Annotated in this window: 17 protein-coding genes; 2 read left to right on the top strand and 15 right to left on the bottom strand. The window is 75.0% G+C overall.

Annotated elements, in window-relative coordinates; genetic code table 11:
• Positions 1-34: 34 nt before the first annotated feature.
• From eutC to O2W16_RS20925, 4 genes are all read right to left on the bottom strand, one after another.
• Positions 35-808: an ethanolamine ammonia-lyase subunit EutC gene (eutC, locus tag O2W16_RS20910; RefSeq protein ID WP_269160769.1), complete on the bottom strand. Its 774-nt coding sequence runs from the start codon at positions 806-808 to the stop codon at positions 35-37.
• The gene (locus tag O2W16_RS20915; protein ID WP_269160770.1) at positions 805-2,217 is read right to left on the bottom strand and encodes an ethanolamine ammonia-lyase subunit EutB; all 1,413 of its coding nucleotides are present in this window, start codon (positions 2,215-2,217) and stop codon (positions 805-807) included. The genes eutC and O2W16_RS20915 overlap by 4 nt, the downstream gene beginning before the upstream one ends.
• A complete protein-coding gene (gene eat, locus O2W16_RS20920; protein ID WP_269160771.1) occupies positions 2,214-3,677 on the bottom strand; it encodes an ethanolamine permease in 1,464 nt (487 codons plus the stop codon). The genes O2W16_RS20915 and eat overlap by 4 nt, the downstream gene beginning before the upstream one ends.
• 151 nt (positions 3,678-3,828) lie before the next feature.
• Positions 3,829-5,244, bottom strand: a complete 1,416-nt coding sequence (locus tag O2W16_RS20925) for an MFS transporter (RefSeq protein WP_269160772.1) — start codon at positions 5,242-5,244, stop codon at positions 3,829-3,831.
• Between the two features lie 218 nt (positions 5,245-5,462).
• Between O2W16_RS20925 and O2W16_RS20930 the strand changes: the two genes are divergently transcribed.
• On the top strand, positions 5,463-6,422 hold the full coding sequence (locus O2W16_RS20930) for a hypothetical protein (RefSeq protein ID WP_269160773.1): 960 nt from the start codon (positions 5,463-5,465) through the stop codon (positions 6,420-6,422).
• Positions 6,423-6,426: 4 nt separating this feature from the next.
• Here the strand turns inward: O2W16_RS20930 and O2W16_RS20935 are convergent, their stop codons facing one another.
• The 9 genes from O2W16_RS20935 to O2W16_RS20975 form a co-directional block, all read right to left on the bottom strand.
• Positions 6,427-7,029, bottom strand: coding sequence for a TIGR03086 family metal-binding protein (locus O2W16_RS20935; protein WP_269160774.1), 603 nt, complete (start codon positions 7,027-7,029; stop codon positions 6,427-6,429).
• A gap of 40 nt (positions 7,030-7,069) precedes the next feature.
• The gene (locus O2W16_RS20940; RefSeq protein ID WP_269160775.1) at positions 7,070-7,477 is read right to left on the bottom strand and encodes a hypothetical protein; all 408 of its coding nucleotides are present in this window, start codon (positions 7,475-7,477) and stop codon (positions 7,070-7,072) included.
• Positions 7,474-7,620: a hypothetical protein gene (locus O2W16_RS20945; protein WP_269160776.1), complete on the bottom strand. Its 147-nt coding sequence runs from the start codon at positions 7,618-7,620 to the stop codon at positions 7,474-7,476. Before O2W16_RS20945 ends, O2W16_RS20940 begins: the two co-directional genes overlap by 4 nt.
• A gap of 19 nt (positions 7,621-7,639) precedes the next feature.
• Positions 7,640-8,572 carry a siderophore-interacting protein gene (locus O2W16_RS20950; RefSeq protein ID WP_269160777.1) on the bottom strand — a complete coding sequence of 311 codons (933 nt, stop codon included), beginning with the start codon at positions 8,570-8,572 and terminating at the stop codon, positions 7,640-7,642.
• Positions 8,573-8,750: 178 nt separating this feature from the next.
• On the bottom strand, positions 8,751-8,900 hold the full coding sequence (locus O2W16_RS20955) for a DUF559 domain-containing protein (RefSeq protein WP_269160778.1): 150 nt from the start codon (positions 8,898-8,900) through the stop codon (positions 8,751-8,753).
• A 71-nt stretch (positions 8,901-8,971) separates the two neighbouring features.
• Positions 8,972-9,151, bottom strand: a complete 180-nt coding sequence (locus tag O2W16_RS20960) for a hypothetical protein (protein WP_269160779.1) — start codon at positions 9,149-9,151, stop codon at positions 8,972-8,974.
• Between the two features lie 50 nt (positions 9,152-9,201).
• Positions 9,202-12,663: a TM0106 family RecB-like putative nuclease gene (locus O2W16_RS20965; protein ID WP_269160780.1), complete on the bottom strand. Its 3,462-nt coding sequence runs from the start codon at positions 12,661-12,663 to the stop codon at positions 9,202-9,204.
• A gap of 105 nt (positions 12,664-12,768) precedes the next feature.
• Positions 12,769-13,578: a poly(3-hydroxyalkanoate) depolymerase gene (phaZ, locus tag O2W16_RS20970; protein WP_269160781.1), complete on the bottom strand. Its 810-nt coding sequence runs from the start codon at positions 13,576-13,578 to the stop codon at positions 12,769-12,771.
• Positions 13,575-15,341 (bottom strand): PHA/PHB synthase family protein, encoded by a 1,767-nt coding sequence (locus O2W16_RS20975; RefSeq protein WP_269160782.1) that lies wholly within the window; start codon positions 15,339-15,341, stop codon positions 13,575-13,577. Before O2W16_RS20975 ends, phaZ begins: the two co-directional genes overlap by 4 nt.
• A gap of 386 nt (positions 15,342-15,727) precedes the next feature.
• Here O2W16_RS20975 and O2W16_RS20980 point away from each other — a divergent pair, with 386 nt between their 5' ends.
• Entirely contained in the window at positions 15,728-16,741 is a 1,014-nt protein-coding gene (locus O2W16_RS20980; RefSeq protein ID WP_269160783.1) for a LacI family DNA-binding transcriptional regulator, read from the top strand.
• Positions 16,742-16,797: 56 nt separating this feature from the next.
• Here O2W16_RS20980 and O2W16_RS20985 read toward each other — a convergent pair whose 3' ends face one another.
• Together O2W16_RS20985 and O2W16_RS20990 are read right to left on the bottom strand one after the other, a co-directional pair.
• Positions 16,798-17,796, bottom strand: coding sequence for an iron-siderophore ABC transporter substrate-binding protein (locus O2W16_RS20985; RefSeq protein ID WP_269160784.1), 999 nt, complete (start codon positions 17,794-17,796; stop codon positions 16,798-16,800).
• A gap of 91 nt (positions 17,797-17,887) precedes the next feature.
• A complete protein-coding gene (locus O2W16_RS20990; protein WP_269160785.1) occupies positions 17,888-19,105 on the bottom strand; it encodes an acetyl-CoA C-acetyltransferase in 1,218 nt (405 codons plus the stop codon).
• Positions 19,106-19,119 lie beyond the last annotated feature (14 nt).

Below are 19,119 nucleotides of genomic sequence, written 5' to 3' on the forward strand. Positions count from 1 at the left end.
CGAGCTCGCGAGGGGTGGGGGGAGAGAGGGTCCTTCAGCCCGCGCCCGGGGGGAGCGTCGTCCCCTCGTCCTTGAGGACGACGCCGGAGGCGCCCAGCTGGCGGGAGGCCTGGAGCAGCGCGACCAGGGTGTCGGCGGCCTGGGCGTAGCCGAGGCCGTGCGGTGGCCGGACGTTGGAGATGCAGTTGCGCTCGGAGTCCGCCCGCCCGGGCCGCGGCCCGTGGGTGAGGTACAGACCGAGGCTGTCCGCGGAGCTCAGCCCCGGCCGCTCCCCCACGGCGACGACGACGATCCCCGCGCCCAGCGCCTCGCCCACCGGGTCGCCGAGGGCCACCCGCGCCTGGTGCGCGAGGACCAGCGGGGCGACCGACCACCCGGGCAGCCGGTCCAGCACCGCCGCCACCGTGCCGGCCGCGTGCTCGTGCACGGCCCGCGGGGACAGCCCGTCGGCCAGCACCAGCGCCAGGTCGTACGCGCCGCCGGGCAGCTCGGTGTCCGGGGCGAGCCGCCGGCCCAGGTCCGGGCGCTGCAGGTAGGTGGCCCGGTCGGGTGCCTGGCTGTGCACCTCCAGCACGTCGAGCCCGACCCGGGCCCCGGTCAGCGCCGCGCGCACCCGGTCGGCGTCCAGGGCGGTGTGCACGGCGTCGCGGGCGGCCGCGTGCGCGGCGCGGAACTCCAGCTCCCGGGACGTCGGCAGCCCGTCCCCGGCCCGGCCCAGCGCCACCCGGGCCCGGGTCGCGTCCCGCAACACCGCCCACGGGTCGTCCGAGGGGCCGAAGTCGCGACTCCGGCCCTGGAGGTCGGTCATGGACGGGCGGCGGCGAGCAGGGCGCGGGCCGCGGGCGCCTCGGGGGTCAGCTCGCGGACGTGGCCGGCGTCGTCGAGCAGGTCCATCATCGCCAGCCACGCCTCGAACTCCGGGGCCGGCCGCAGGTCGAGCACCGACCGGGCGGTGAGCACGTCGGTGAACGACAGCGACTGGTAGTGCAGCATCACGTCGTCCGAGCCCGGGACGGCGATGACGAACGAGCAGCCCGCCGCGCCCAGCAGCAGGGTGAGGGTGTCGGTGTCGTCGCCGTCGACGTCGGTGTGGTTGGTGTAGCAGACGTCCACGCCCATCGGCAGGCCCAGCAGCTTGCCGCAGAAGTGGTCCTCCAGCCCGGCCCGGATCACCTGCTTGCCGTCGTAGAGGTACTCCGGCCCGATGAACCCGACGACGGTGTTGACCAGCAGCGGGTCGAAGTGCCGGGCCACCCCGTAGGCGCGGCACTCCAGGGTCTGCTGGTCGACCGGGCCGTCGACGCCGTGGTGCGCGTCGGCCGACAGCGCCGAGCCCTGCCCGGTCTCGAAGTAGGTCACGTTGCTGCCCACCGTGCCCCGGCCCAGCTCCAGCGCGCCCGCCCGGGCCTCGGCGAGCAGGTCGAGGGTGACGCCGAAGCCGCGGTTGCCGGCCTGGGTGCCGGCGACGGACTGGAAGACCAGGTCGACCGGCGCCCCGGCCTCCAGCGCCCGCAGCGTGGTGGTCACGTGCGCGAGGACGCAGGACTGGGTGGGGATCTCGTAGCGGCTGATCACCGCGTCGACCAGCTCCAGCAGCGCGATCGTCTGCGCCGGGGAGTCGGTGGCCGGGTTGATCCCGATGACGGCGTCCCCGCAGCCATGCAGCAGCCCGTCCAGGATCGAGGCGGTCACCCCGACGGCGTCGTCGGTGGGGTGGTTGGGCTGCAGCCGGGACGCCAGCCGGCCGGGCAGCCCGAGCGTGCTGCGCAGGCCGGTGACCACCCTGGTCCGGCGGGCGACCGCGATCAGGTCGGCGTTGCGCATCACCTTGGACACCGCCGCCACCATCTCCGGGGTGAGCCCGCGGGCCAGGGAGGAGATCGCCACCTCGTCCCGCTCGGCCGCCCGAGCCAGCAGCCAGTCGCGGAACCCGCCGACCGTGAGCGCGGCGACCGGGGCGAAGGCGGCCGGGTCGTGGGTGTCCAGGATCAGCCGGGTGACGTCGTCCTCGTCGTAGCCGACCACCGGCTCGGTCAGGAAGGTGGTCAGCGGGACGTCGGCCAGCACGTGCTGGGCGGCGACCCGCTGGGCCTGCGACTCCGCCGCCACCCCGGCGAGCACGTCACCGGAGCGGGCCGGCGTCGCCTTCGCCAGCACGTCGGTCAGCGAGCGGAACTCGTGGGTGTGCCCGCCCAGCGTCGTCCGGCGGACGGTCATCGCACGTCCTCCTCCGCGGCGGCCAGCAGCGCGAACTCCTCCTCCGGTGCCGAGGCGACCAGGTGGTGGCGGCTGTAGAGGGCGAAGTACCCGAGGAACACCGCGTACGCCGCCAACGTCCAGCCCGCGGCGACCGGGTCGACCAGGAAGGTCGCCAGCACCGCCGCGGCGGCGAGCACCAGGGCCACGCCGGTGGTGACCGTGCCGCCGGGCGTGCGGTACGGCCGGTGCAGCTCCGGCTCGCGGCGGCGCAGCACGATGTGGCTCACCATCATCAGCACGTAGGAGACCGTGGCCCCGAAGACCGCCATGTTCAGCAGCATCGCGCCCTGGCCGGTCAGCGAGAGCGCGAAGCCGATGGCGCCGGGCACCAGCAGGGCCAGCGTCGGCGCCTTGCGGGAGTTGGTCACCGACAGGGCGCGAGGCAGGTAGCCGGCGCGGGAGAGCGCGAACGTCTGCCGGGAGTAGGCGTAGATGATCGAGAAGAAGCTGGCGACCAGGCCGACCAGCCCGGCGTAGTTGATCACCGTCGTGAGCCCGCTGGAGGCCCCCGCGACCTCGAGCGCCTCCACCGGCGGGTTCCCGCTGGCCGACATCGCCTCCGACCCCCCGGCACCGGCGGTGAACACCAGCATCAGCACCGCCAGGACCAGCAGCAGGCCCATCGCGGCGACGATCCCCCGGGGCATGCTCCGGGCCGGGTCCTTGGCCTCCTCCGACGCCAGCGGCACGCACTCCACCGCGAGGAAGAACCAGATGGCGAACGGGAAGGCCGCCCAGACGCCCATCACGCCGAACGGCAGGAACTCCGAGGCACCGGCTGCGTCGGTGGGCGCGATGTCGGTCAGGTTGGCCGCGTCGAAGGCGGGGACGGCCCCGACCAGGTAGAGCACCAGGCCGGCGACGGCGACCGCGGCGATCACCAGCATCACCTTCAGCGCCTCACCGACGCCCAGCAGGTGGATGCCGATGAACAGGCCGTAGGCCGCGAGGTACACCCACCAGCCGTCGGTGATGCCGAACAGGCCGAGCGACTCGACGTAGGCGCCGATGAAGGTGGCGATGGCCGCGGGGGCGATCGCGTACTCGATGAGCACGGCGACGCCGGTCGCGTAGCCGCCCCACGGGCCCAGCGCCCGCCGGGCGAACGTGTAGCCGCCCCCGGCGGTCGGCAGCGCCGAGCCCAGCTCAGCCAGGCCGAAGACCATCGCCGAGTACATGACCGCCATCAGGACGACGGCGATCAGCAGCCCGCCGAAGCCGCCCTCGGCCAGCCCGAAGTTCCAGCCGGCGTAGTCGCCGGAGATGACCGCGGCGACGCCGAGGCCGGCCAGCAGCACCCAACCGGCGGTGCCGCCGCGGAGCTGCCGCTTCTCCAGGTAGCCGACGTCGACCGCCTCCGCCTCGACCCCCCGCCCCGGTCCGTGTGCTGCTCGGGCGGGCGCGGGTTCGACGGTCATCTGCAGGCCTCCGGCTCATGGCCCCCGCATCAGGCGGGAGCATCAGGCGCGGCCAGCGTGTCCCCCTCGCCCCCGCCGGTCAACGGGGTGCGACGTGCTGGAACACGTTGTTCACACCCGGCCCCGCGGGGCCCCCGTGACCTGGCTGCGGTCAGCCGACCTCGAGCAGCTGCAGGTCGCGCACGTAGCTGCAGGCGCCGACGTTCACCCGGGCCGCGGCCGGGCGGAGCACCACGCCCACCGGGCGCAGCACGACCGCCACCGGACGCCGGCCGAACAGCACCGGGTAGGTCCATCCCCGGCGGGGCAGCACCGGGCGCCGCACCTGCTCGCCCTCGATGCCGAGCACCAGCACCGCGGCCAGCACCGCCATCAACGCCACCGTGCCCAGCGCGGCGGGCAGCCCGGCGTGCTCGGCGAGGAAGCCGATCACCGGCGGACCACCGAGCAGGCCGGTGTACCCGACCGTGGTGGACAGCGCGACGCCCGAGGGCCCACCGAGGGCACCGGCCCGGGCGATGGCCAGCGGGAAGACGTTGGCCAGCCCGAGACCGACGAGCACGAAGCCGGCCAGCGCGACCGGCAGCGACGTCGTCGTCACCGCGGTCAGCGCGCCGGCCGCGGCCAGCAGTGACCCGCCGACCAGCAGCCGCCGCTCACCCAGGGCGAGGACCAGCCGCCCACCGGCCAGCCGGCCGGCGGCCATCGCCGAGGAGAAGCCGGCGTACCCGGCCGCCGCCAGGGCGGGGGCGGCGGCCAGCTGCTCGCGCAGGTGCAGTGCACCCCAGTCGCTCAGCGCGCCCTCGCCGTACGCGGTCGCCCCGGCGACCGCACCCAGCAGCACCAGGACGCCCGTGGGACGGGGGCCAGGAGGTGCACCGCCGGTGTCCGGGGCGAGCGGGTCGGCCGCCGGCAGGGGCCGGGGCGCATCGCCGCGGACGAGCACCGGCCCGGCCCAGGCCATCGCGACCAGGCCGACGATCGCCACGCCCGCCAGGTGCGGCGCGACCCCCATCACGGCGGAGGCCAGCCCGCCGACCAGGGCACCCACCAGGCCGCCGCCGCTGAACGCGGCGTGCAGGCCGGACAGCAGCGGCCGCCCGGCGCGGGCCTCGACCTCCACGCCGACGCTGTTGGCGGCGACGTTCACCGCACCGGTGACGGCGCCGAACAGGAACAGCCCGGCGCACAGCGCCGGGACGGTGCCGGCCAGCCCGGGCAGGACGGCGCTCACGCTCGCCGCCACGCCGGCCAGCGCCGCCAGCCGTCCGGTGCCGAACCGGGCGCACAGCGCGCCGGTGGCCTGCATGCAGGCGAGTGCGCCGAGCGACAGGCACAGCAGCGCGATGCCCAGGGCGGTGTGACCGGCGCCGGTGGCGGCGCTGACGTCGGGGACCCGGGCGGCCCAGCTGCCGAACACGAAGCCGTCGAGACCGAAGAGGAGGGCGACGGCGACCCGCAGCCGGCGCAGCGAGGGTGGGGCGGTCGGTGGGAGCGCCCGGGCGAACGCCGAACGGAGCAGACCCGGAGCCTGGGCAGGGGGACGCGAGGGCACAGAGATGACCATGGGAGACCTTCGGGGAGTGGGCGCGCAGCACCGCGGAACGGCTGGCGGGGGTCGGGGAGCACACGACCTCGGGCGCTGGGTTCCACGGTGCCACTCGGATGTGCGCAATGCGTGTCCATCCGGTGTCCAGCCGGCGTGAGAGCGCGCACGGTGTCGCAACGCACGTCCCGACCGCCCCTGCGGTTGCCGGACCAGCGCCGGGGACCGAGGGTCAGGACATGACCGGGACCTTCGCTCGTGGGCTGCTCGCCGGCGCCGCCGGCACCACCGCCCTCAACGCCGTCACCTACGTCGACATGCTGCGTCGCGGCCGTCCGGCCAGCAGCGTGCCGGACCGGACCGCCGCTGCGCTCGCCTCCGCCGCCGGGGTGGACGTGCCCGGCAGGGGCGCGGCGCGGGAGGCCCGGACCAGTGGCCTCGGTGCGCTGTTGGGGATCGGCAACGGCCTCGGCGTCGGCCTGCTGGCCAGCCTGGCCCGCGCCGGCGGGGTGCGGATGCCCGGACCGGTCGGCGCGGTCGTCACCGGTGCTGCCGCGATGGCGGCCACCGACGGCCCGACGGCGGCGCTGGGCGTGACCGATCCGCGCACCTGGACGGCCTCGGAGTGGGCGGCCGACGCGGTGCCCCACCTCGCGTACGGCGCCGCGGTGCAGGCCGTCGTCTCCGGGCTGCCGACGCGCAAGGAGCGGGTCCTGGTGAAGCAGCGCGCGTCGGCCGGGCTGGTCGCGCGGTCACTGCTGCTCGGTACGGCGGCCGGGTGCCGCAGCTCCCTCGGGCTGGCCGCGCCGACGCTCACCGCCGCCGACACCGGCGTCGTCAAGAAGCTGGGCTCCCTGCTCTCCGTGGGCGGCGAGGTCTACGCCGACAAGCAGCCGGGCATCCCGCCGCGGACCAGTCCTGCGGTCCTCCCCTCACGCCTGGCCAGCGGGGCCGGCGGCGCGGGGCTCCTGGCCCGGCGTCAGGGGCAGAACGCGGCGCTGCCGGTGCTGGCCGGGGCCGCCGGTGCCGCCGCCGGGTCCTTCGGCGGCCTGGCCTGGCGGCGCTGGGCAGCGGACCTGATGCCGGACTGGCAGGCCGCGCTGATCGAGGACGGCGTGGCCGTGCTCCTGGCCCTCGCCGCCTGCCTGCCCGGACGCCGGCGCTCCACCCGGCTGCGCGTGGTCAAGGTCCTCGACTGATCGGTCAGGCTCGCCAGCCGGGGTCGCGGCCGGTGAGCCCGAGCGCCCGGTCGAAGGCCGGGGCGTCGGCCGGTACCGCGACCGCGGGTCCGTACCAGCCGCCGTCCCGGCCCATCGGCGCCAGCGGCGCGACCGCCGCCAGCACCGCCTCCCCCAGCTCGGCCGGGACCCCGTAGCCCGCGCCGACCGCCCGGGCCAGGTCCCAGCCGTGCAGCGCGAACTCGGCGAGCATCAGCGGGCCGACGACGCCGGCGGGCATCGGGGTGGCGCCCAGCAGCGTCTCCCCCTCCCAGGCGGCGGGGTCGGCCCAGGCGTCGGCCGCGGTGTCCAGTTCGACGGGGACGGCGCCGGCCCACTGCTCGACCGGGACGCCGTCCAGGAACGGGGCCGGCCGCAGGCTGCTCCCGTCGTGCTCCAGCGGCATCCCGGTTGCGGCGCGCTGGGACAGCAGGGCGGCCCAGGCCAGGTGGTCGACCAGCGCGCGGACGTCGTAGTCGCCGCACGGCGTGGGTGCGGTGAGCTGATCGGGGCGGACGGCGGCGAGCGCGCTCGCGGCCAGGCCCGAGGCGGCACGCACCGCGGCCGGCGGGCTGAGGGGGAAGGTCATGGCCCCAGCCTGCCCGGTCCCGGCGCGGCGGTCGCGCGGCTCAGGTCGCCGGGCCGGACTCCTCGGCCGCGGCCAGCAGCCAGCCGGGTCCCGAGACCCGGGCGGTGTCCGGGAGCCGCTCCCGCAGTCCCCGGTCCGCGGTGACCACCAGCAGGTCGTCGTCGCCGTCGGCGAGGTCGGCGGCGGTCGCGGCCAGCGCGTCGTCGCCGCTCCCGGGCGCCCGGACCAGCCGGAGTCCGGCCGGGGCCTCGACCTCCCGGGCCTGGCCCTCGACCACCGCGACCAGCGCGGTCACCAGGACCGGTTCGCCGTCCGGGCCGGCCAGGTCCCGGCCGGGCAGCGCGGCCAGCTGCTCCAGCAGCCGGGCGGTGGCGCCGGCCCGGTCGCGCCACCAGCCGTCGGGCCGGGACCCGACGGTGTTGGCGACGTCGACCAGCAGAACCGTCATCGGCGTCGTGAGGCGCCGAGCACCGCGGTGGCGACGAAGAAGAGCAGCCCGACGATGGCCAGCCAGAACAGGCCCTCCACGACCATCCCGATCACGGTCACGGCGACCCAGACGAGGAGCAGCAGGAGCAGGAGACGGAGCACAGCACCGACCGTAGCGAGGTCAGCTGCCCTCTGCCGCCCCCAGCCGCCAGTAGCCCATGAAGGCCACCGCGGTGCGCGGGACGCCGAGGTCGCGGACCAGCCGGCGGCGCAGCTTCTTGACCATGCCCGCCTCCCCGGCCAGCCAGGCGTAGCAGCCGTCGGGCCGGCGCTCGGGCACCTCCCAGAGGATGCCGCCCTCCAGGTCGACGTCCTCGGGGTCCTGCCCTGCGGTGCGCGCGGCGACGCCGAGCTCGCAGAGCGCAGCGTGCACGGCCGGGCCGAGCGCCTCGCCGCGGGCGCGTCCGCCGCGGACCAGCCAGCGGACCTCGACCCCCGGCGGCACCGTGAGCGACAGCACGTCCCCGGCCTCGGGGACCTCAAGCACGGCGACGGTGCGCCGGCCGGCGGGCAGCGACTCCACGATCGCGCTGATCGCCGGGACGGCGGTCTCGTCCCCGGCGAGGAACAGGGTGCCGTCGGCCGGCGGGGCCCACTCGACGCCCCAGGGCCGGCCGGAGGCCGCCCCGCCCGGACCGGGCCGGTCGGGGCCGAGCACCACGATCGGGTCGCCCGGGACGGCGGCGGCGGCCCAGCTGGCGGCCGGGCCGGGGTGCCCGTCCTCGACCCCGTGCAGGACGACGTCGACGTCCAGCTCGCCGAGCTGGGGGCGGGCGGCGCGCACGGTGTAGGTGCGCAGGTACGGGCGGCGGTCGTCGGGGAGGGCGCAGTAGTCCGCGTACCAGCCCGGGCCGTCGGTGAGCAGGTCGGTCACCGGGGCGCCGTCCCGGGAGAGCACCAGCTTGATCCGCTGGTCGGCGCCTGCCGCACCGAAGCCGGTGAGCTCCGGGCCGGTGAGGGTGATCCGCAGGAAGCTGGGGCTCAGCCGCTCGACGCGCTGCACCGTGACGGCGAAGAAGCGGTACTCCGGCGCGGTGACCGGCTGCTGGACCACCGGTTGCGGCTCGGCCGGGCTCTCGAGAACCGCCGTTCCGGCACGTCCGGGCATCGCCGTGGACATCGCTTCTCCCGTGCTCGTCGTGACCGACTCGTGCGCAGCCGGACAATGGTGAGGCTAGCCTAACCAGGCTGCCGAGGGAACGTCTCGACAGAGATCGGCGGCACGGAGCGGCTCACCGGGTGTGCGGCGCCCGCCCCAGCGCGGCGCAGATGACGTCCGCGACCGACTCCGGGTCCTCGTGCTCCCAGAACCGGAGGACCCGCCACCCCAGCTCGGTCAGCACCGCGTCGGTGCGCCGGTCCCGGACGAGGTTGGCGGTCAACTTCGCCGCCCACCCGGCCTCTCTGCAGGGGCCCGCCGCGAGCTTGCGAGCGGTGGGGGCAGAGAGGTCCTTCATCCGTCGATGAAGACGACGAGGCGCCGGCCCTTCCACACCAGGTCACCGCGGGCGCGGGTCTCCCGGCAGGGCCGGACGTCGACTCGGTAGCGGACGCCTCGGGCGTGCAGGCGCCGGCGGACGGCGAGCTCCGGCGCGGTGTCCCGCCGGCCGCGCCGGCGGAAGCGGGCCCGCACCGGAGCTGACGAGGGGTCCGGGGCGCGCCGGAGGTCGACCCCCGCCGCACTCACACCTGGGCGACGGCCGGGGCCTGCGGTGCGGGCCGGGCCGCCGCGGTGGCGATCTCGACGAGCCGGCACAGGCCGTTGACCAGCCGCAGCTGCTCCGGCGTCTGCACCGGTGAGGTGAGCAGCGCCGGGCTGCCGACCAGGTAGGCGACGGTCTTGGCGCGGGACAGCGCCACGTTCAGCCGGTGCCGGTCGAGCAGGAAGTCCAGCCGCCGGGGCACGTGGGCACCACTGGAGGCGGCCAGGGTGAAGACGGCCACCGCCGCCTCCCGGCCCTGGAACTTGTCCACCGTGCCGACCTCCACCTCACCCAGCCCGACCGCGGCGAGTGCGCTGCGCACCTGGTTGACCTGCGCGTTGTACGGCGTGACGACCAGGACGTCGGCCGGCCCCATCACCCGCTCGACCCCGCCGGTCCGCCAGCTCCGGCCCATCAGCCCGGCGACGAGCTCGGCGACGACGGCCGCCTCCTCCGGGGAGGCGGAGCCGTTGCCCTCGTGCACCACCGGCACCCAGCCGATCCCGGCCGGTGCCGCCCACCGGGCCGGGGCGTCGAGCTCGTTGTCGGCCGTGACCGGCGCCGGCTGCAGCTCCCCGCCGTAGGACAGCCCGGAGACCACCCGGCACAGCGCCGGCGCCATCCGCCAGCTGCGGTCCAGGAACACCCCCCGGTCGGCGGTGAGCACCTCCTGCTCGCCCAGTACGTGCTGCAGTGCGGAGACGTCGGCGCCGTCGGGGTGGATGCCCCGGCCGGGCTGGCGCAGCTGCTGCGGGTCACCGAGCAGCACCAGGTTGGTCGCGGCCCGGCTCACCGCCAGCGTGTTGGCCAGGGACAGCTGCCCGGCCTCGTCGACGACCAGCACGTCCAGCCGGCCGGCCAGCTCCGGACGGGCGAACAGCCACGACGTCCCGGCCACCAGGTCGACGTCCCCACCGTCGAGGGCGTCGACGACCTGGCCGTTGGAGCCGACGCACTGCACGTCGGCGTCGCGGCACCGCTGCAGCTCATCGGCCTTCTGCAGCGCCCGGACCGGCACCCCGGCCTCCCGGGCGGCCGCCATCACCGCGTCGAGCAGGTTGCCGATCACCTTGTGGCTGGAGGCGGTCACGCCCACCCGCTTGCCGGCGCGGACCAGGTCGACGACGGCGCGGGCGCCGGTGTACGTCTTCCCCGCTCCCGGCGGGCCCTGGACCGCCAGCACTCCGCCGTCGAGCAGCCCGGCCAGCCGGCGCACCGCGGCCGCCGACTCCTCCCCGGGCTCCCGCTGCGGTGCCCCGGCGAGCAGCCGTGGCGGCCGGCGCAGCAGCAGGTCACGGGCCGATCGGACGGGACCCGGGGCGTCGATGCCGCTGCCCGCCACCTGCTCGCCGAGGTCGGTGAGCGCGGCCCGGAAGAGCTTGTCGCTCGGCGGCGAGGTGGGCAGCAGACCGGTCGGGTGCTCGAGGGCGGCGGCCGCGCCGCGCGCCAGCACCACCCAGCCGGCGGTCGGGTCGATGTCGACGACCGAGCTGGTGAGCCGCTTCCCGTCCGCGGCGGGCAGCAGGTGCTCGTACCGGTTGCCGGCCGACACCTTGGTCTCCTGCGGCGGGAACCGGTAGCGCCAGTGCTGTGACCGCTGCGCCGCACCGACCAGCTCGGGCGCCTCCAGCGGGCCCAGCGCCGGGGTCTCCCGCTCCAGGTCGTCCGCGGCCAGGTCACGCAGCCGGAAGTACTCCCACCAGGCCGAGCGAGCCTCCCGGGCGTGCCAGCCCAGCTGCTGGGCCAGCAGCCAGGTGGCCTCCTGCTCCGGGGTCCGGTCGGTGTCGGGCAGCCCGGCGGTCAGCCGGAGCTCCAGCTCCTCGCGCAGCTCCTGAGCCGCGGCGTTCTCCGCGGAGCCGTCCGGGTCGCCGTCCTCCGGCCGGACCAGCCGCGCACCGGAGGCGAGCAGCTCGGTGCGCCGGGCCTCCAGCCAGTCGCGCAGCTCCCGGGTGGAGACGCAGTCGTCGCGGTTGTAGGCCTCGATCTGGTCGAGCAGCGCCTGGTCGCGGGTGGCGAGCCAGCGTTCGAAGGCGACGATGCTCTCCCCGGCGTCCGACACGTCGGCGCCGTGCACGCGGGTGTGCCCGCGGTAGTAGTCCTCCACCTGCTTGATCGAGTACGACTCCTTGCTCAGCCGCAGCCCCTGGCGCACCACTGCGTAGAGGTCGACGAGGACGTCGGCCCGCAGCAGCCGGTCGACCTCGGCCTCCCGGGTCTGCAACCGGGCCGACAGCGTCTTGAGCCGGGTCGGCTCGTAGGGCGCGTAGTGGAAGACGTGCATCGCCGGGTCCGCGGCGTGGGCTGCGGTCAGGTGGTCGACCAGCGCTTCGAACGCGAGACGCTCGGCAGCGGACTGGTCGTCAGCGGCCGGGTCGCAGCCCCAGAAGGCGGTGAACTCCCCGGCGGTGTCCAGGACCCCCCACAGGTACTCCAGCCCGGCGTCGCCGGCGAAGGGATCGCCCTCGATGTCGAAGAACAGGTCGCCGGCGCTCGGCGGCGGCAGCAGCTCGAAGCCGCGCCCCGGCTCGCGCGGCAGGAACTCGTAGGTGGGCAGCCCGGACTCGCGCTCCTGCACCTGCAGCCGGGCCTGCTGGGTGAGCCGCTCCCGCGAGCTGCGGCCGATGGCGTCGGGCAGCTCGTCGGGGGTGCGGGTGGCCAGCGCGGTGACGGTCGGGACACCGGCCTCGACCAGCGCGGTCGCGTGGTCGCGGCGCATGAAGGCCACGAGGGACAGCGAGTCCTCCTCGCGCCAGCGCGCGGTGCAGGTCTCCCGCCAGGGGCAGACGCCGCAGTGCGCGTTCGGGTACGGCGGCGCCAGCTCCCCGTCAGCGAGCCGGGCGAGGAACCGGGTGCGGGCGGCCCGGGTGTAGGCCTCCGCGTCGGAGTACCGGAACACCAGCTCCTGCTGGTCGCCGGTGACCACCGTGAGCAGCTCGGGCGGCACGCCCTGCAGCCCGGCCAGCAGGTCGCCGTACAGCGCCATCTGCAGCAGGGCCGGCACCTTGATCCGGCGGGCCAGCTTGGTGTCGGCGACGTCGTAGGCCCAGGCCCCCAGGTCACTGACCCGGTCGGTGCGCTTGAGCAGGAAGTCGGCGTGCCCGCGCCAGGTGCCGTCGAAGAAGGTGGCCTGGTAGACGACGTCCGCGCCGGCGCGCATCGCGGCGAGCGTCTCGGCCTGGGCCCGGTGCAGGCCGGCGGCGTCCTTCCCCGACGGCCCGGTGACCTCCACGACCGACAGGCCCCGGTCCCGCAGGCGCTGCACGTGCCGCTCCTCGTGCGCCATGCCGTGGGCGGCGACCAGCTCGGTCATCGGGTCGACCGCCGGCGGCCGGCTCCGGGAACCGCGGGCGACCTCGAGGGAGAGCCGGGTGAGGTGCTCGCACTCGATGAAGCCGGTCAGGTCACTGGCACTGACCACCAGCGCGCCGTCGGACTCGTACACCGTTGCCCCCGTCCCCTCCCCCGGGTGGAGGAGCTGCCGCGACCGTACGGCGGGGGTACGACACGACGGCGGAGGCGCCGACCAGACCCGGTCCCAGCCCCCGGGTCAGCTCAGGAAGCGGTCCACGACCGGCGCCAGCTCCGGTGCCTCGGTGACCAGGGCGAGGTGTCCGCCGCGGTAGAGGTGCAGCTCCGCACCCGGGATCAGCCGGGCCATCAGGCGGGGGTTCACCTCGGGGATGATCGGGTCGTCGTCCCCGGCCAGGACCAGCGTCGGCTGCTGGATCATGCGGAGCAGCGGCAAGCTCGTCCAGCCGGCGCCGGCCGCCAGCTGGTAGTAGTAGCCGCGCCGCGGACCCAGCCGCGACTGGGCGTGCAGCGCCTCGGCGGCACGCTCGGGGTGCTGCCGCATCGTGCCGCCGTAGATCTCCCCCGCGATGTCGCGGGCGTAGTCGGGGTCGCGGTGCCGCCGCGGGGTGAGCATCTTGGACAGCACCCGTGGGTGCGCCGGCACCATGAGCGATCCCGTCCCGGTGGCGGCGAGCACCAGCCGCCGACAACGCCGCCGGTGCTGCACGGCGAACTGCTGTGCCAGGCCGCCACCCCAGGAGAAGCCGAGGACGTCGACGGCCTCCCGGTGGCCCAACTGGGAGAGCAACCCTGCGACGACCGGCGCGAACGTCATCATCGTGTAGGGCAGGACCGGCTTCGGGGAGCCACCCACGCCCGGGACGTCGAAGCGGATCACCTCACGCCGCGGGTCGAGCGCGTCGACGAAGGGCTGCAGGACCTCCAGGCTGGCGCCGATGCCGTTCAGCAGCAACAGCGGCGTCAGGGTGCCGTCGCCGGGCCGGACCGAGACGCGCAGCGTCCGGCCCCCGACGGTGAAGGTGCGCAGCTCCGGTCCCCCGCTCACTTGTCGAACACGTACGTGCCGGGTGCTGTGCCCAGGGTGGGCCGCCCGCCGCCGAGCTCCGTCGGGGCGGGGACCTCCTCGCCGGACCGCTCCGCCACCCACCGGGTGTAGTCCGTCCACCACGACCCTTTCTCGGTCTGTGCCGAGGCGAGCCACTCGTCGGCGTCCGGGACGTTGGGCGAGGCCGTCCGCCAGGTCGACTTGGGGTTGGTGGGCGGGTTCACCAACGAGGCGATGTGCCCGCTGGTGGAGAGCACGAAGCGGCTGTCGCCGCCGAGCAGCTGGGTGGTCGCGTAGCAGGACTGCCAGGGGCAGAGGTGGTCGGCGATCCCGGCGACCACGTAGGCGTCGACGGTGACCGCGGACAGGTCGACCGGCGTGCCGAGCATGGTGGCGGCCCCCGGCTTCGTCAGGGAGTTGCTCACGGCCATCTCCAGGAAGCCCTGGTGCAGCGCCGCGGTCATCCGGGTCGTGTCGGCGTTCCAGAAGAGGATGTCGAACGCGGCCGGCGGCTTGCCCTGCAGGTAGTTGTTGACCCAGTAGTTCCAGATCAGGTCGTTGGGCCGCAGCCAGGCGAAGACCTCCGCCAGCGTCGCGCCGTCCAGGTACCCCTTCTTCGCCGACGCCCGGGTGGCCGCCTCGGCGGACTTCTCGTCCAGGAACGCCCCCACCGTGCCGCCCCGGGCCTGGTCGAGCACGGTCACCGCGAAAGTGGCCGACGCGACGCGGTCCTGCTGGCCGACGGCAGCCAGGTGGCCGAGCACCATGGCGGTGATGATGCCGCCGGAGCAGAAGGACATCAGGCCGGTCTGCTCCGCACCGGCGATCCGCTCGGCCGCGGCCATGGCGTCCAGCACCGCCTGCCCGTAGGTGTCCAGGCCCCAGTCGGCGTGCCTGGCGTCGGGGTTGCGCCAGGACATCATGAAGACCTGCTGCCCACCGCCGACGACGTGCTCGACGATGCTGCGACCCTCGGCGAGGTCGGCGATGTAGAACTTGTTGATCGTCGGCGGCACCATCACCAGTGGGACGGCGTGCACCGTCGGCGTGGTGGGCCGGTACTGGATCAGCTCGAAGACCGGCGTCCGCAACACGACGACGCCGGGGGTGCGCGCCAGGTCCTTACCCACCTCGAAGGCGTCCGGCTCGACCATCGAGGGCACCCGGGGCGCCGAGGACAGGTCACGGACCAGCCGCCTGGTGCCGGACACCGCGCTGCGCCCGCCCGTGTCGATCGCCGTCTTCCACGCCGAGGGGTTCAACGCCGGGTTGTTGCTGGGCGCCAGGGCCTCGACGATGTTGGTCACGGAGAACCGGATCCGCTCGTCGTGGGCCCAGGGCAGGGCTGCGTCGTCGACCAGTCGGGCCGCCGTCTGCGCCGTCACCAGGTGCGCCTGCATGGCCCGCTTCAGCACCGGGTTGCCGGACCATGCGGGGTCGACGTAACGCTTGTCCTTGGCGTTCGGCGCCACCTCGGAACGGCCGAGCCCGATGCGACCCCACTCCCCGACGAGCCGGCCGGTGTGGCCGAGCACGGTGCGCGGACGGCGGGCGAGCGCCGCGGTGAAGCGGAGACTGCTGCTGACCGGTGGTACCAACCGGCGCAGCGGCCCGAGCGCAGCGTCGGTCAGGATCATGTCCAGCCCGGTAGCCGATTCGGCGATCCGCTCCGGCTCGGCATCGGGATCGCCGCCGGTGGTCGACGCCGCCACCGGTACGGACCGTGCGATGCCCTGCCCGGACGAGCGCACGGGGCCGCTCACGTCGTACTCCTCGGGCCGAGCTGGACTGACCGTGGTGGGGTGGTGCGGAGCTGGCACACGAGGGCTCCTCGTCTCGACACGCTGGCGGTCACGCGATGGTCCATCCGGGCGTACTGGACGTGATGCCCATCACACAGCCCGCAGGCCGGCGGGGCAACCGGGCAGCCCGGCGACGAGCCGCGTGCTGCTCTCCTCGTGCGGCACGCCGGGGATTCGACGTCCTGGGCTCCACGAGGGGCCAGACCAGGACACCCAGCGAGGACACATCGCCGCCTACATCGAAAGACACATGTTTGGATGTGTCCTCGCCTCCTGCACACCTACACCTGCCGCCTGCGCCTGGGGCAGCGGTTTCACCCTTTCTCCACTTCGGTAGAAAGCGCGCTGTGCCCGCGACGCTGAACTCCGTGGCCGCGGCCGCGGGGGTCAGCACCAGCACCGCGAGTCGCGCCCTCTCCGGCCACCCGGCCGTGCTGCCCAGCACGCGCGCCCGGGTGGAGGCGGCCGCCGCTGCCCTCCAGTACCAACCCAACCGCACCGCCAGCGCCCTGCGCACCCGGCGCACGGGGCTGATCGGACTGGTCGTCAACAGCCTGCGGACGGCGACGTTCCACACGATCGCCGAGACCCTGCAGGGCTGGGCCGCCGAACACGACTACCAGGTGCTGGTCTGCACCACCGGCGGCGACCCGGCGCGTGAGGCGGCGTTCCTGCAGATGGCCCGCCAGCACCACTTCGACGGCGTGGTGATCGCCGGTTCCGGCGCGAACACCGACCTGGTCAACGTCCTGGTGCAGGAGGGCCGTGCGGTCGTGACGATGAACCGCGAGGTACCGGGCTCGCTGGCCCCGTCGGTGATGTCGGCCTACGAGACCGCCGCCCGGATGGCCACCGACCACCTGCTCCAGCTGGGGCACACCCGGATCGCCGCGATCGAGGGCCGACCGGAGGTGACCTCCGGCCGGCTGCACCACGCCGGCTTCCTGGCCGCGATGGCCACCGCCGGCGTCCCGGTCCGCGACGAACTGGTCTGCCGGGGGCCCTTCACACCTGACTTCGGCCGGTGGGCCGCCAGGCAGCTGCTCGACCTGGCCGAACCGCCGACGGCCCTGCTGGTGACCAACCACGAGGCGTCGTTCGGCGCACTGCCGGTGGTCGGGGACAGCCACCTGGTGGTGCCCGACCAGCTGTCGGTGATCTGCACGGAGGACGAGCCGTTCTACCTGTGGTGGTCCCCGCCGGTCACCACCGTGGACAACCGCGCCGAGCAGCTGGCCACCTGCGCCGCCGGCCTGCTGCTCGCCCAGCTGACCGCTGGCAGGTCAGCCGAGCCGGCGCCCCGGGCCGAGGTCGTGCCGCCGGTGCTCGTCGAGCGGGGGACGACCGCACCGCCGGCCTGACCCACCATCGGGCCGCCGCGGGGAAGTGACCACGGCGGCCCGGTGGTGCGACCAGCTCAGCCGACCACCTCGGACAGCTCCGGGGCGAAGCCGTCCAGCAGGTAGGGCAGGCTCAGGGCGCTGGCGAACTGCAGGGCCGCGTAGTCCTCGCCCTCGATGAAGATCGACCGGCCCTCGGCGACGGCGGGGAGCCCGGACAGCACCGGGTCGCCCTCGATCCCCGCGCGCTCGGTGTCGGAGCCGGACTGGAAGACCAGCACGTCGGCGTCGAGCATCCGGGCCTCCTCCCGGCTGACCGTCCCGTAGAACTCGCTCTGCGCCGCGGCGTCCAGGGCCGGGTCGACGACCATGCCCAGGTCCAGGAAGAACCGGGTGCGCGTGTCGGCGGAGGTGTGGAAGGGGTACTCGCCCTCGTAGGCCGGGCCGGACAGGGTGACCGTCTTCCCCTCCAGCTCCGGGTGCTCGGCCCGCGCCGCCGCGATCTGCTCCTCGACGTCGGCGATGAGCTCCTCGGCGCGGTCGGGCTGGCCGAGCGCCTCGCCGGTGATCCTGGTCTGCTCCTGCCACGGGGTGCCGAAGGCGATGAACTCCTCCGGCTGCACGACCGTCGGGGCGATCGCGCTCAGCGTCTCGTACTCGTCCTCGGTCAGGCCGGCGGTGACGGCCATGATCAGGTCCGGGTCGAGCGCGGCGATCTGCTCCGGGTCGACCTCGGCGCGCGGCAGGATCTCCGGGTCGGCGTCCCCGGCCGCCTCGTCGGCCCACGGGAAGAAGACGTCGTCCTCGGGGCCGAAGGCGTACCGGACGGCGACCGGGACGACGCCGAAGGCGAGGATCGCGTCCTGCTCGGTGTAGCCGAGGGAGACCACGCGCTCGGGCTCCTCGGGGATCTCCGTCGTCCCGTAGGCGTGCTCGATGATGACCGGGAAGGCGGAGTCACCGGCCGAGCCGGTGGCGGCCGCGGCCGGCTGTTCGTCGGACTCCGACGAACAGCCGGCCAGGACGGCGACCGCGAGGACGGGAAGGGCCAGCGAGGTGGCGGACGTGCGTCGCATGCGCGAACGGGATGGGGGCATGCGCTCTTCTTACATGAGGGCAGCCTTACCTAAGTAGTCGGCACCGTTCGCGGTACCCGCCGGAGGGCGGTCAGCCCACCCGCTCGAACACCGCGGCGAGCCCCTGCCCGCCGCCGATGCACATCGTCTCCAGTGCGTAGCGGGCCTCCCGGCGGCGCATCTCATGGGCGAGCGTGGCCAGGATCCGGGCACCGGTCGCGCCCACCGGGTGTCCCAGGGAGATGCCGGACCCGTTGACGTTCACCCGTTCGCGGTCGTCCGCGCCCAGGCCCCACTCCCCCAGGCAGGCCAGCACCTGGCTGGCGAACGCCTCGTTGAGCTCGATGAGGTCCATGTCGGCCAGCGTCAGCCCGGTCTGCTTCAGCACCGCGGCAGTGGCCGGGACCGGGCCGATGCCCATCGTCTCCGGCGGCACGCCCGCCACGGCCCAACCGGTCAGCCGGACGAAGGGCTGCCAGCCGCGGCGATCGGCCTCGGCACGGGTGGTCACCACGCAGACGGCGGCGCCGTCGTTCTGGCCGGAGGCGTTCCCGGCGGTCACCGTCGCCTCCGGGTCGACCCGGCCCATGACCGGCCGCAGACCGGCCAGGTCCTCCATGGTCGTGTCGGGGCGGGGGTGCTCGTCCTCGGTGACCGTGCGGGCCGGCGTCTTCCGGGTGCCGGGCACCTCGACGCCGATGATCTCGTCGGCGAACCGGCCCTCGCGGATGGCGGCGCCGGCGGCCTGCTGGGAGCGCAGCGCCCAGGCGTCCTGCTCGAGCCGGTCGACCGAGTACTCCCGCCGCACGTTCTCCGCGGTCTCCAGCATGCCGCCGGGCACCGGGTGGTGCAGGCCGCCGGCGGTCTCGCGGGCCCGGGCCAGCCGGTCGTGCAGCATGACGCCGTCGCCCTTCGCGCCGGTGCGCAGCCCCAGCGCGTAGTGCTCGACGTTGCTCATCGACTCCACACCACCGGCCACGACCACCTTGCCGGCGCCGGCCGCCACCTGCATCGCGGCGTAGATCACCGCCTGGAGGCCCGAGCCGCACCGCCGGTCGATCTGCAGGCCGGGGACCTGCACGCCCAGGCCGGCGTCCAGCGCGGCGATCCGGCCGATCGCCGGGTTCTCACCGCTCGGGCTGCAGTTGCCGAGGATGACGTCGTCGACCTCGCCCTCCCCCAGCCCGGTTCTCTCGACCAGCCCACGCAGCGCGGTGGCGGCGAGCTCGTTGGCGGACAGACCGGCGAAGACCCCGCCGAATCGACCGACGGGCGTGCGGACCGGGGAGCAGATGACGACGTCGTCCATGCCCCGACTCTGCC

The organism is Modestobacter sp. VKM Ac-2984, from assembly GCF_026967985.1.
Lineage (GTDB): Bacteria > Actinomycetota > Actinomycetes > Mycobacteriales > Geodermatophilaceae > Modestobacter.

Coding starts and splice junctions, on each gene's coding strand:
- eutC (WP_269160769.1), bottom strand. CDS start 808: ATGACCGACCTCCAGGGCCGGAGTCGCGACTTCGGCCCCTCGGACGAC.
- O2W16_RS20915 (WP_269160770.1), bottom strand. CDS start 2,217: ATGACCGTCCGCCGGACGACGCTGGGCGGGCACACCCACGAGTTCCGC.
- eat (WP_269160771.1), bottom strand. CDS start 3,677: ATGACCGTCGAACCCGCGCCCGCCCGAGCAGCACACGGACCGGGGCGG.
- O2W16_RS20925 (WP_269160772.1), bottom strand. CDS start 5,244: ATGGTCATCTCTGTGCCCTCGCGTCCCCCTGCCCAGGCTCCGGGTCTG.
- O2W16_RS20930 (WP_269160773.1), top strand. CDS start 5,463: ATGACCGGGACCTTCGCTCGTGGGCTGCTCGCCGGCGCCGCCGGCACC.
- O2W16_RS20935 (WP_269160774.1), bottom strand. CDS start 7,029: ATGACCTTCCCCCTCAGCCCGCCGGCCGCGGTGCGTGCCGCCTCGGGC.
- O2W16_RS20940 (WP_269160775.1), bottom strand. CDS start 7,477: ATGACGGTTCTGCTGGTCGACGTCGCCAACACCGTCGGGTCCCGGCCC.
- O2W16_RS20985 (WP_269160784.1), bottom strand. CDS start 17,796: ATGCGACGCACGTCCGCCACCTCGCTGGCCCTTCCCGTCCTCGCGGTC.
- O2W16_RS20990 (WP_269160785.1), bottom strand. CDS start 19,105: ATGGACGACGTCGTCATCTGCTCCCCGGTCCGCACGCCCGTCGGTCGA.